Raw genomic sequence first — 11,647 nt, 5'->3', positions numbered from 1 at the left:
AGCCGCCCGCCGCCGCGGCGGCGCTCGCCGCGCTCACGGCGTGCTCGGTGCAGAGCCGCCTCGGCGGGGCGTGCCCGTGCCCGTAGCCGGCCACCATCCCGGCAACGACGAACAGGGCCACGAGCAGGCCCGCGAGCCCGCTCCGCCCGTTCGCCCGCATGGGGGCCGTCCTCGTCTCGGTCACTTTCCCGCTTTCTCCTCCGGGGCGTATCAACGCGCCCGCCCGGCCCGCGGTTCCCGCGGTCGCGGGCGGATCGGCGCGTCCCCCGGGGGAGATAATGTCGGAGCGTGACCAGCAGGGCGGAATCGGGCCAAGCGGAAAGCCTGTTCGACGATCCGACGACCACGGGCGGTGCCCGCGACGACACGGCGGGCGACGCGCGCGGCGTGCCCGCCGCGTCCGCCGCGCCGGGCGCGTCCGGGTCCTCCGGGGGGACGGACAGGCAGCCGCTCGCCGTGCGTATGCGGCCGCGCGGCCTCGACGAGGTCGTCGGGCAGGCGCACCTGCTCGGCCCCGGCACCCCGATCCGGCAGCTCGTCGACCGGGACGCCCCGATGTCGCTCGTCCTGTGGGGCCCGCCCGGCACCGGCAAGACCACGCTCGCCACGGTCGTCAGCCACGTCACCTCCCGCCGCTTCGTGGAGGTGTCCGCCGTCAGCGACGGAGTCAAGCGGGTGCGCGCCGAGATCGACCTCGCGCGCCGCGAGCTGGGCATGACCGGACGGCAGACCGTCCTGTTCGTCGACGAGGTGCACCGCTTCAACAAGGCCCAGCAGGACGCGCTGCTCCCGGCCGTGGAGAACCGGTGGGTGTCGTTCATCGGCGCGACCACCGAGAACCCCTTCTTCTCTGTGATCAGTCCGCTGCTGTCGCGGTCGCTGCTGCTCACGCTGGAGCCGCTCGGCGACGACGCGCTGCGCGAGGTGGTCGGCCGCGCGATCGCCGAGGAGCGCGGACTCGGCGGCTCCGTCCGCCTCGACCCCGCCGCCGAGGACCATCTCGTCCGCCTCGCGGGCGGCGACGCGCGCCGGGCCCTCACCTACCTGGAGGCCGCCGCCCTCGTCGCCGGCGCCGGCGACGGGACGGACGGCGGGACGGGCGACGGGACAGGCGACGGGACGGACGGCGACGCGGACGTCCCGCTGATCGACCCCGAGGTGCTCGAGCGGGCGGTCGACCGCGCGGCCGTCCGCTACGACCGCGAGGGCGACCAGCACTACGACGTCATCAGCGCGTTCATCAAGAGCATCCGCGGCAGCGACGTGGACGCCGCGCTGCACTACCTCGCCCGGATGATCGAGGCCGGGGAGGACCCCCGGTTCATCGCCCGGCGGCTGATCGTGCACGCCAGCGAGGACGTCGGGATGGCCGACCCGACCGCCCTGCAGACGGCGGTGGCGGCGGCGCAGGCCGTCGAGTTCGTCGGGCTGCCCGAAGCGCGCATCAACCTCGCGCAGGCGGTGATCCATCTCTCCCTGGCGCCCAAGTCCAACGCGGTGATCACGGCGGTGGACGGGGCGCTCGGCGACGTCCGCAAGGGCCTCGCGGGTCCCGTCCCGGCGCATCTGCGGGAGGCCCACTACAAGGGCGCCGCCAAGCTCGGGCACGGGAAGGGCTACAAGTACGCGCACGACCACCCGGGCGGCGTCGTCCGCCAGCAGTACGCGCCCGACGCGGTGCACGGCCGGGAGTACTATCGCCCGACCCGGCACGGGGCCGAGTCCCGCTTCACCGAGATCCTCGCGCGGATCCGCTCGGTGCTGCGGGGGAGCGGCGAACGAGCCTGAGAAGGTCGCGCGCAGCGGTGCGCCCGGCAACCGGCGCCCGATCCCGATAATCTTGGGTGCGACGCCCCGGGTGCGGGGTCCGCGCCGCGGGGGGCCGGACCGGACGGCCCGGTAGGGTCGGTCGGCATGCCGGCCGGCGCGGGCCGGCCGCAAGCCCGGCCCCGGGCCGAACACACAGCGAACGGAAAGCCCTGATGCTCACTGGTGGACAGGTTGCCGGCCTCATCGTGGCCGTGTTCTGGGCGGTGCTCGTCGCGTTCGTCGCGCTCACTCTGCTGAAGCTCGCCCGCCTGCTCGACGAGGCCGGCAAGGTCGTCCGCGACTTCGGCGAGCAGGCCGGTCCGCTGCTGGACGACATGGCGCGCACGGTCAAGCGGGCCGACGAGCAGCTCGGCCGCACCGACGTCATCACCAAGCAGGTCGCCGGCGTCACGCAGAACGTCTCGGCCGTCACCACCGTCATGTCCTCGGTGGTGGGCGGCCCGCTGGTGAAGGCCGCCGCGTTCTCCTACGGGGTCCGCAAGGCCATCGGCAACCGGGAGGGCGAGGGACGGCCCGCCGACTCGGGCAGGCCCCGGCTGGAGCCGGGCCGCGGGACGCGCAAGAGCGGAAGGGGACGCAGGTGAAAAGGCTGTTCTGGCTCTCGGTCGGCGCGGGCGCCGGCGTCTACGCCACGCACCGCGTCAAGCGCCGCGTCGAGCGGTTCGCGCGGTCGCTGACCCCGGAGAGCGTCGCGGCGCGCGCGGTGTCCTCCGGGCAGGGCGCGGGCGAGCGGCTGAAACTGTTCGCCGCGGACGTCCGCACCGAGATGCGGGCCCGCGAGGAGGAACTGCGCGAGGCCGTCCGCATGGACCAGGCTCCGCCCGAGCAGGACGACGCCCGGCCCCGCCGGGTGCTGCGCGGGCGATACACGATCATCGATGACGACAAGGATGGCCACTGATATGGAGTCGGCAGAGGTCGCACGCCGCTTCCTCAAGTTCTTCGAAGAGCGCGGGCACACGGTGGTGCCGTCGGCCAGCCTGATCGCGGAGGACCCCACGCTGCTGCTGGTCAACGCCGGCATGGTCCCGTTCAAGCCGTACTTCCTCGGCCAGCGGACGCCGCCCTCCCAGCGGATGACCAGCGCGCAGAAGTGCGTGCGGACCCCCGACATCGAAGAGGTCGGCAAGACCACCCGGCACGCCACGTTCTTCCAGATGCTGGGCAACTTCTCCATCGGGGACTACTTCAAGGAGCAGGCGATCCCGTTCGCCTGGGAGCTGCTGACGCGCTCCCGCGAGGACGGCGGGTTCGGATTCCCCGAAGAGAAGCTGTGGGTGACCGTCTTCGAGAACGACGACGAGGCCCGCGACATCTGGCACGACAAGGTCGGCGTCCCCCTCGACCGCATCCAGCGGCGCGGCATGGAGGACAACTTCTGGTCGATGGGCGTCCCCGGCCCCTGCGGCCCCTGCTCGGAGATCTACTACGACCGCGGGCCCGAGTACGGCCGCGACGGCGGGCCGGTCGCCGACGAGGACCGCTACCTCGAGGTGTGGAACCTCGTGTTCATGCAGTTCGAGCGGGGCCCGGGGGAGAGCAAGACCGACTTCCCGATCCTCGGCGACCTGCCCGCCAAGAACATCGACACCGGCATGGGCCTGGAGCGCATGGCGGCGATCCTGCAGGGCGTCGACAACATCTACGAGACCGACACCCTCTGGCGCGTCCTCGACCGCGCCGCCGGGCTCACCGGCACCCGCTACGGCCGCGACCACCGTGCGGACGTGTCGCTGCGCGTCATCGCCGACCACGTGCGCAGCGGCACGATGATGGTCGCCGACGGCATCCGCCCCGGCAACGAGGGCCGCGGCTACGTGCTGCGCCGCATCCTGCGCCGCTCCATCCGCAACCTGCGGCTGCTGGGCGGCGAGGACGCCGGGCTGATGCACGAGCTGACCGCCGTCGCGGTCGCCGCGATGGGCGAGCAGTACCCCGAGCTGGTCCGCACCGCCGCGAACATCCACGCGGTCATCGACGCCGAGGAGGACTCCTTCCTCCAGACGCTGCGCACCGGCACCGCGATCTTCGACACCGCGGTCGCCGAGACGAAGCGGTCCGGCGGCGCCGCGCTGGCCGGCGACCAGGCGTTCAAGCTGCACGACACCTACGGCTTCCCCATCGACCTCACCCTGGAGATGGCCGCCGAGCAGGGCCTGCGGGTCGACGAGGACGGCTTCCGGCGGCTCATGCAGGAGCAGCGGGACCGCGCCAAGAAGGACGCCCGCGACAAGAAGACCGGCAACCTCGACGTCTCCGTCCTGGACGCGCTGCTGACCGGCGCGGGCGGGCGGGTCGACTTCACCGGCTACACCGACGTCGTCGGCGAAGCCCGGCTCGTCGGCCTGCTGATCAACGGGGCCGGCGCGCAGGCCGCCGGGGAGGGCACCGAGGTCGAGGTCGTCCTCGACCGCACCCCGTTCTACGCCGAGGGCGGCGGCCAGCTCGCCGACCACGGCGTGATCCGGCTCGGCAACGGCGCCGTCATCGAGATCACCGACGTGCAGGCGCCGCTGCCGGGGCTGATCGTGCACCGCGGCCGCGTCCGCAGCGGCGAGGCGCAGGCCGGCGACTCCGCGTTCGCCGAGATCGACGTCGAACGGCGGCGCGCGATCTCCCGCTCGCACAGCGCGACGCACATGGTCCACGCCGGCTTCCGCCGGGCGCTCGGCGAGTCCGCCGCGCAGGCCGGGTCGGAGAACTCGCCCGGCCGGTTCCGGTTCGACTTCACCGCGACCGGCGCCGTCCCGGAGAGCGTGCTGCGCGACGTCGAGGACGAGGTCAACGAGGTCCTGGTCGGCGACCACGACGTCCGCGCCTTCCACACCTCGATCGACGAGGCCCGCGCCATGGGCGCCCTCGCCCTGTTCGGCGAGAAGTACGGCGACGAGGTCCGCGTCGTCGAGATCGGCGACTACTCCCGCGAGCTGTGCGGCGGCACCCACGTCGCCCGCTCCGGTCAGCTCGGTCTGGTCAAGGTGCTCGGCGAGTCGTCCATCGGCGCCGGCGTCCGCCGCGTCGAGGCCCTCGTCGGCATCGACGCCTTCCGCTTCCTCGCCCGCGAGAACGTCCTCGTCGCGCAGCTCGCCGAGCAGCTCAAGACGCGCAAGGAGGAACTGCCCGAGCGCGTCTCCGGCATCGTGACGCGGCTGCGGGACGCCGAGAGGGAACTCGAGCGGCTGCGCGCCGCCCAGGTGCTGCAGATCGCCGGGTCCCTCGCCGAGGGCGCCCGCGACCTCGGCGGCGTCGCGTTCGCCGCGCACCGCGCCCCGGACGGCACCGGCGCCGACGACCTGCGCAAGCTCGCCGTGGACGTGCGGGGCAGGCTCGCCGCCCGCCCCGCCGTGGTGATGATCGCGGGTGTCCCCAAGGACCGTCCCGTCGTGGTCGTCGCCGTCACCGAGGGCGCCCGCGAGCGCGGCCTGAAGGCCGGCGCGCTCGTCGGCCTCGCCGCCAAGACGCTCGGCGGCGGCGGTGGCGGCAAGGACGACCTCGCCCAGGGGGGCGGCGCCGACGCGTCCGCCGTGGACGCCGCGATGGGCGCGGTCGAGCGAGCCGTAGGGGCCGCGTGATCCCCGCAGCCGGGGGTAAGGGGCTACCGGGGGACCCGGATCGAGGGATTCGGAGCCGGACGGGAGCCGCGCGGTGAGGCCGGGGGTGCGCCTCGCCGTCGACGTCGGCAGCGTCCGCGTGGGCGTGGCGCGCTGCGATCCCCGCGGCGTTCTCGCCTCCCCGCTGGAGACCGTCAGGAGCGGGAAGGGGGACGTCGACCGGCTCGTGGAGCTCACCGCCGAGCACGAGGCGATCGAGGTCGTCGTCGGGCTGCCCACCACGCTGTCGGGCCGGGAGGGCCCGGCGGCGGAGGCGGCGCGCGCCTTCGCGCGCCGCCTGGCGGGACGGCTGCCCGAGGGCGCGGTGCGGCTGTACGACGAACGCCTCACAACCGTGACGGCGGAGAGCGGCCTGCGCGCGGGGGGCGTGCGCGGGCAGGCCCGCCGCAAGGTCGTCGACCAGGCGGCGGCGGCCGTGCTGCTCCAGGCGGCACTTGACGCGGAACGGTTGACTGGGCGTCCCCCAGGCGAGATCGTCCGGGGAAGCTCATGAACGATTTGGACATTTTCTCAGAACAGCAGGGCGGCCGGCAGGGCCGCCCCGCAGGGCGCCGGGACCAGCGGCGCCTGGGCAAGCGCCAGAAGCGCCGCCGGAACGGCCGCGCGGCGGTGTTCTTCGCGTTGGCGTTCCTCGTGGCGGTCTTCGGCACCGCCGGCGTGCTCGGGGTCGCCATGCTCGACAACCGGCTCAATCCGCCGGACTACGACGGTGCCGGCACCGGCAGTGTCACGGTCCAGGTCACCGAGGGCGCCAGCGGCACGGCGATCGCGGCGGCCCTGGAGGACCACGGCGTCGTCAAGAGCGCCCGCGCGTTCCTGAAGGTGTGGAACGCCGAGACGCGCTCGTCCAGCATCCAGCCGGGCTTCTACCAGATGCGCCAGAAGATGTCCTCGAAGGCCGCCATGGCGCTGCTGCTCGATCCGAAGTCCCGCGCGGGCAACCAGATCACCGTCCCCGAGGGACGGCGCGCCTACGAGACGTACGAGCTGCTCGCGAAGAAGACGGGCATCCCCATCGAGGAGTTCGAGAAGGCCGCGAAGAACACCGAGGCGCTCGGGCTGCCCGAGTACGCCGGCGGCAAGGTCGAGGGCTACCTCTTCCCCGGCCGCTACAACCTCGACCCGAACGGCTCGGCGGAGGACATCCTCAAGCAGATGGTGGCGCGGTTCGTCCAGTACGCGGAGTCCACGGGCCTGGAGCGCAAGGCCGAGGAGGCGGACCTGGACCCGGCGAAGGTCGTCACGCTGGCCAGCCTGGTGCAGGCCGAGGGCGGCAAGCCGTCCGACCTGCCCAAGATCTCCCGGGTCATCTACAACCGGATCAAGATCGGGATGAAGCTGCAGTTCGACACGACCCTGCTGTACGCGCTCAAGGAACGGCGGCTGGCGGTGAGCGTGGCGGACACGAAGCTCGATCACCCCTACAACACCTACAGGCACGAGGGACTGACGCCGGGGCCGATCTCCAACCCCGGCGAGGCGGCGATCGAGGCGGCGCTGAACCCCGAAGAGGGGGAATGGCTCTACTTCGTCGCCACCGACCCCACCAACAAGGTCACCAAGTTCGCCGAGACCTACGAGGAACACGCGAAGAACGAGCGGGAGTTCGAGGAGTGGCAGCGCCGGAACCCCGGCAACTGACCTGACACCGGCAGAGCACAGGGCCGCCCGGCGGGACCGCCGGGCGGCCCGGTCTTCCTGGAGGAGGAAACGTGAGCGACACCGGCCGCACCGGCCGCCGCGCGGCCGTGCTCGGGTCGCCGATCGCGCACTCGCTGTCCCCGGTGCTGCACCGGGCGGCGTACGCGGCGATGGGACTGGACGGCGCGTGGACGTACGAGGCCGTCGAGTGCGGCGAGCCGGAGCTGGCCGGCTTCCTCGGCGGGCTCGGGCCCGAATGGGCCGGGCTGTCGCTGACCATGCCGCTCAAGCGCGTCGCGCTCGACCTCGCCGACTCGGTGTCGGACCTGGCGGCCGGGGTCGGCGGCGCGAACACGCTCGTCCTGCGGGACGGGCGGCGCCACGCCGACAACACCGACGTGCACGGCATCGTCGCCGCGCTCACCGAGGCGGGCGTCGCGGCGCCCGGGGCGGCGCCCGCGTCCGCCCTCGTGCTGGGCGGCGGCGCGACCGCCGCGTCCGCGCTCGCGGCGCTCGCCCGGCTCGGCACCGCCGAGGCCGTCCTGGCCGTCCGCACGCCCGGGCGCGCCGCAGGGACGGCCGCGGTGGGGGAGCGGTTCGGGCTCGCCGTCGAGGTCGTCACGCTCGACCGCGTCGGGGACCACCTCCCGGCGGAGCTGGTGGTGTCGACGCTGCCCGGCCGCGCCGCCGACGCGTTCGCCGCCCCCGTCGCCGCGTCCGGGGCGGCGCTGTTCGACGTCGTCTACGCGCCGTGGCCGACCGTCCTCGCGGCGGCCGTCGAACGGGCGGGCGGGACGGTCGTCGGCGGCTTCCCGATGCTGCTGCACCAGGCCGTCCGGCAGGTGGCGCTGATGACCGGCCGTGACGACGTCCCGGTGGAGGCGATGCGCGCCGCCGGGGAGGCCGAACTGGCCCGCCGCGGCTGACCGGACCCGCCCGCGGGGGCGGAACGCCCCCGCCGGCCGGGAATTCCGGGGGGTTCCCGGCGGTTGACCACAGTGATGCCGGTGACCGGCGTACCTCACTCGACGCCCGGCTCGTCCCGTCGCTCAGCCGTCGGCGCGGCGTGCGCGGCGGACGGATTTCCGGTCGGGCTCACGGACGCCTCCGACGGTGGTAGTCTTGGAGGCCGACCGGCCCAGTGCGCGCGATCTCTCGAGATCGTACGTGCCGGGCGCTCAAGCGGAGGCCACCTCCCACCTGACCGGCCGAAAGGGCCGGTGGGTAACGGTCCGGCGGACGGGCGCGAAGCGTCCGCTTCGCCGTCGTCCCCGGGCGGCAGTCCGTCCCGGGGAGACCGAAGGTGGCCCCGTATGCGAGTCGTGCGGGGCTTTTCTTGTGGGAAGCCTCAGGGTACGACCGGTCCCAGAACTTGAGAACGGCCCCAAGGAGGTCCCATCAGCGCCGAACCGCGTATCAACGACCGCATTCGCGTGCCCGAGGTCCGGCTCGTCGGCCCGAACGGCGAACAGGTGGGCATCGTGCCCATCGCCAAGGCCCTTGAACTCGCGCGTGAGTCGGACCTCGACCTCGTCGAGGTGGCGCCCACCGCGCGTCCGCCCGTCGCGAAGCTCATGGACTACGGCAAGTTCAAGTACGAGTCCGCGATGAAGGCCCGTGAGGCGCGGAAGAACCAGGCGCACACGGTCATCAAGGAGATCAAGCTCCGCCCGAAGATCGACCCGCACGACTACGAGACCAAGAAGGGTCACGTGGTGCGGTTCCTGAAGGCCGGGGACAAGGTCAAGGTCACGATCATGTTCCGTGGCCGTGAGCAGTCCCGTCCGGAGCTGGGGCGCCGGCTCCTGCAGCGGCTGGCCGACGACGTCGAGGAGCTCGGCTTCGTCGAGTCGCGGCCCAAGCAGGACGGCCGGAATATGATCATGGTGATCGGTCCGCACAAGAAGAAGACCGCGCGCGGGCACGAGGAGTCCGGCACCGCTTGAACGGCGACCGGGCGCCACGCCTGAACGCGGCGCGTTCGGCCCGGCTCCGGCCGGGCCGCCGCCGGGGAGTCCGGGGCGTCTCCCCGAGAAGAACCGGCGAGGGCCTGCCCGACGGCGGGCCCGAACCGTGGCCTCGTGTTCGCGCGAGGCCGTCACGCACGTACATTGACGCCTGACCAGGCGCGTCACACGGGACACGGGCGCGAAAGCGGCCCGTACCGCCGTGCGGTGCGCCGATCAGGCACGCCTCCGTGCCGCCGCACGGAGGCCGGAACGAGGGAGACGACGGCGACCATGCCGAAGACGAAGACCCACAGCGGTGCCAAGAAGCGGTTCAAGCTGACCGGCTCCGGCAAGGTGATGCGCCGCCGCGCCAACAAGAACCACCTGCTCGAGCACAAGCCGTCCAAGCGGACCCGCCGCCTCGACGGCCCGGCCGTGGTGGCCGACGCCGACGCCAAGAACATCAAGAAGCTGCTGCGCAAGTAGCACTCGACCGGCACCATCAGCGACCGGCCGGGTCCAGACGGGCCCCGGCCCCCACGAAGGAGTTCAGCACGTGGCACGCGTGAAGCGGGCGGTCAACGCCGCCAAGAAGCGTCGGGTCGTCCTTGAGCGGTCGAGCGGCTACCGCGGCCAGCGGTCGCGCCTGTACCGCAAGGCCAAGGAGCAGCAGCTCCACTCGATGACCTACGCCTTCCGGGACCGCAAGGACCGCAAGGGCCAGTTCCGCCGGCTGTGGATCCAGCGCATCAACGCCGCCGCCCGCGCCAACGGGATCACCTACAACCGGTTCATCCAGGGCCTGAAGGCGGCCGAGATCGAGGTCGACCGGCGCATGCTCGCCGAGCTGGCCGTCAACGACGCCGCGGCGTTCGCCGCGCTCGTCCAGGTGGCCAAGGACGCCCTCCCCGCCGAAGGGAAGGCCGCCTGAGCCGGCCCGCCGGCGACAAGGCGAACACAGCGATATGGCGGGCCGCGAGCTGACCTCCCTGCGATCACCACGGGTGAAGTCCGCTCGTCGGCTCGCCAAGCGCGCCTTCCGGCGCCGCGCGCGCCTGTTCCTCGCCGAGGGGCCGCAGGCGGTCCGGGAGGCGCTGGAGATCCCGGGCGGCCTCGCCGAGCTGTACACCACGGCCGAGGCCGAGACCCGGCACCACGAACTCGTCCTCGCCGCCGAACGCGCCGGAGTGCCGGTGCTGCGGGTGAGCGGCGAGGTCATGGCCGAGCTCGCCCAGACGGTCACCCCGCAGGGGCTGCTCGCCGTCTGCGAGTTCGTCGACGTCCCCCTCGCCCGCGCGCTGGAGACCGGCCCCCGGCTCGTCACCGTGCTCGCGCACGTCCGCGACCCGGGCAACGCCGGGACCGTCCTGCGCACCGCCGACGCGGCCGGATCGGACTCCGTCGTCTTCACCGACGCCTCCGTCGACCCCTACAACGGCAAGTGCGTGCGCGCCTCCGCGGGCAGCCTGTTCCACCTGCCGGTGGTCGTCGGGCCCCGCTTCGAGGACCTGATCGCCGAGTTCAGGAACGCCGGGCTCACGGTCCTGGCGGCGGACGGCGCCGGGGAGCGCACCCTCGACGCCGCGATCGACGACGGGGTGCTCGCCCGTCCCACCGCCTGGGTGTTCGGCAACGAGGCGTGGGGACTGCCGGACGAGATCCTGCACCACGTCGACGAGGTCGTGCGCGTCCCGATCTACGGCCGCGCCGAGAGCCTCAACCTGGCCACGGCCGCGGCCGTGTGCCTCTACGCGTCCGCTCGCGCGCAGCGCGGAGGCTGACCGGCGACTGCGTTCCGTGGCCGGATGGCCGCATGAGGTCGCCGAACCGGCGGCGGACCGCCGCTCCGCCTGGGACAATGGACGCTTCCGTGGACGCGTGGCGGGGGCCCGTCTCGTGCCGGGCCTCGTCCCTAAGGAGGACGGGAAGTCGGACCGGCGAGGGAGTACGAGCGTTCCACCGGATGCCTACTGTGTTGACCAGGGCGGCGACGATGCCGCGCGAACTGGGGGCGAACGTGATGACCAAGAACGCGGCCGGACGGGCGGGCAGGCCGGGGCCGGAGATCAGGTGCACCGGCACCGCCGTGCTCGTGCCGCCGCCGCGCGACGCGGACGGCGCGCCGGCGGTCCCCGGCCTGGAGATCGACGTCGCCCGGTCGCACGGCGACACCGCGGTCGTCGCGGTGGCGGGCGAGATCGACCTGCACACCGCGGACACGCTGCGCGCCCGCCTCGTCGCCCTGCACGCCGCGGGCTCGCGCCGCCTCGTCGTCGACTTCGCGGGCGTCGCGTTCTGCGACGCCACCGGCCTCGGCGCGCTCGTCGCGGCGCACAACGAGATCTCCGCCGACGGCGGCCGCATCGCCCTCGCCCGGGTGCGCCCCGCCCAGCGGCGTCTGCTCCGCATCACCGGCCTGCACCGGCTCTTCACCCTGCACAACGACCCGGACGAGGCGTTCGTCTGATCGCGGGCGGGCACGGGCCCGCCGGGGCGGCGGCGGCCTCCGGTACGGCCACAAAAGCCTTGCCTCACGGTGTTTCCCGGGTCCCCGGGGGTGCGGGACTGCCGATAGAGTCGTATCCGACAGGCCGCGTCCCCCTCGGTGTTCTGGAG

13 protein-coding genes are annotated in these 11,647 nt (G+C 73.4%); 12 read left to right on the top strand and 1 reads right to left on the bottom strand.

Annotation, left to right across the window (positions count from 1 at the left end; all coding sequences use genetic code 11):
• A partial coding sequence (locus tag ACFQ11_RS28340) for a hypothetical protein (RefSeq protein ID WP_378304071.1) occupies window positions 1-184 on the bottom strand: 184 nt, incomplete at its 3' end.
• Window positions 185-462: 278 nt separating this feature from the next.
• Here ACFQ11_RS28340 and ACFQ11_RS28335 point away from each other — a divergent pair.
• From ACFQ11_RS28335 to ACFQ11_RS28280, 12 genes are all read left to right on the top strand, one after another.
• Window positions 463-1,788, top strand: a complete 1,326-nt coding sequence (locus tag ACFQ11_RS28335; RefSeq protein ID WP_378304074.1) for a replication-associated recombination protein A — start codon at window positions 463-465, stop codon at window positions 1,786-1,788.
• 194 nt (window positions 1,789-1,982) lie between these two features.
• Entirely contained in the window at window positions 1,983-2,414 is a 432-nt protein-coding gene (locus ACFQ11_RS28330) for a DUF948 domain-containing protein (RefSeq protein ID WP_378304069.1), read from the top strand.
• A complete protein-coding gene (locus ACFQ11_RS28325; RefSeq protein ID WP_378304067.1) occupies window positions 2,411-2,731 on the top strand; it encodes a hypothetical protein in 321 nt (106 codons plus the stop codon). Before ACFQ11_RS28330 ends, ACFQ11_RS28325 begins: the two co-directional genes overlap by 4 nt.
• A 1-nt stretch (window position 2,732) precedes the next feature.
• The gene (alaS, locus tag ACFQ11_RS28320; protein WP_378304065.1) at window positions 2,733-5,402 is read left to right on the top strand and encodes an alanine--tRNA ligase; all 2,670 of its coding nucleotides are present in this window, start codon (window positions 2,733-2,735) and stop codon (window positions 5,400-5,402) included.
• A 73-nt stretch (window positions 5,403-5,475) separates the two neighbouring features.
• Window positions 5,476-5,934: a Holliday junction resolvase RuvX gene (ruvX, locus tag ACFQ11_RS28315; RefSeq protein ID WP_378304062.1), complete on the top strand. Its 459-nt coding sequence runs from the start codon at window positions 5,476-5,478 to the stop codon at window positions 5,932-5,934.
• Window positions 5,931-7,082, top strand: coding sequence for an endolytic transglycosylase MltG (gene mltG / locus ACFQ11_RS28310; protein WP_378304060.1), 1,152 nt, complete (start codon window positions 5,931-5,933; stop codon window positions 7,080-7,082). Before ruvX ends, mltG begins: the two co-directional genes overlap by 4 nt.
• 71 nt (window positions 7,083-7,153) lie before the next feature.
• A complete protein-coding gene (locus ACFQ11_RS28305) occupies window positions 7,154-8,008 on the top strand; it encodes a shikimate dehydrogenase (RefSeq protein ID WP_378304058.1) in 855 nt (284 codons plus the stop codon).
• Window positions 8,009-8,479: 471 nt separating this feature from the next.
• Window positions 8,480-9,028 carry a translation initiation factor IF-3 gene (infC, locus tag ACFQ11_RS28300; RefSeq protein ID WP_449193617.1) on the top strand — a complete coding sequence of 183 codons (549 nt, stop codon included), beginning with the start codon at window positions 8,480-8,482 and terminating at the stop codon, window positions 9,026-9,028.
• Between the two features lie 294 nt (window positions 9,029-9,322).
• Window positions 9,323-9,517 (top strand): 50S ribosomal protein L35, encoded by a 195-nt coding sequence (gene rpmI / locus ACFQ11_RS28295; RefSeq protein WP_026404187.1) that lies wholly within the window; start codon window positions 9,323-9,325, stop codon window positions 9,515-9,517.
• Window positions 9,518-9,587: 70 nt separating this feature from the next.
• Window positions 9,588-9,962, top strand: coding sequence for a 50S ribosomal protein L20 (rplT, locus tag ACFQ11_RS28290; RefSeq protein WP_026404188.1), 375 nt, complete (start codon window positions 9,588-9,590; stop codon window positions 9,960-9,962).
• Between the two features lie 34 nt (window positions 9,963-9,996).
• Window positions 9,997-10,812 carry a TrmH family RNA methyltransferase gene (locus ACFQ11_RS28285; RefSeq protein ID WP_378304053.1) on the top strand — a complete coding sequence of 272 codons (816 nt, stop codon included), beginning with the start codon at window positions 9,997-9,999 and terminating at the stop codon, window positions 10,810-10,812.
• 182 nt (window positions 10,813-10,994) lie between these two features.
• A complete protein-coding gene (locus ACFQ11_RS28280; RefSeq protein ID WP_378304051.1) occupies window positions 10,995-11,498 on the top strand; it encodes an STAS domain-containing protein in 504 nt (167 codons plus the stop codon).
• The last annotated feature ends 149 nt before the right edge of the window (window positions 11,499-11,647 follow it).

The organism is Actinomadura sediminis, from assembly GCF_042675525.1.
Classification (GTDB): domain Bacteria; phylum Actinomycetota; class Actinomycetes; order Streptosporangiales; family Streptosporangiaceae; genus Spirillospora; species Spirillospora sediminis.
This window is presented reverse-complemented; position numbering and strand designations above follow the sequence as displayed.

Coding starts and splice junctions, on each gene's coding strand:
- ACFQ11_RS28285 (WP_378304053.1), top strand. CDS start 9,997: ATGGCGGGCCGCGAGCTGACCTCCCTGCGATCACCACGGGTGAAGTCC.
- mltG (WP_378304060.1), top strand. CDS start 5,931: ATGAACGATTTGGACATTTTCTCAGAACAGCAGGGCGGCCGGCAGGGC.
- ACFQ11_RS28335 (WP_378304074.1), top strand. CDS start 463: ATGCGGCCGCGCGGCCTCGACGAGGTCGTCGGGCAGGCGCACCTGCTC.
- ACFQ11_RS28280 (WP_378304051.1), top strand. CDS start 10,995: ATGCCTACTGTGTTGACCAGGGCGGCGACGATGCCGCGCGAACTGGGG.
- rpmI (WP_026404187.1), top strand. CDS start 9,323: ATGCCGAAGACGAAGACCCACAGCGGTGCCAAGAAGCGGTTCAAGCTG.
- alaS (WP_378304065.1), top strand. CDS start 2,733: ATGGAGTCGGCAGAGGTCGCACGCCGCTTCCTCAAGTTCTTCGAAGAG.
- ACFQ11_RS28330 (WP_378304069.1), top strand. CDS start 1,983: ATGCTCACTGGTGGACAGGTTGCCGGCCTCATCGTGGCCGTGTTCTGG.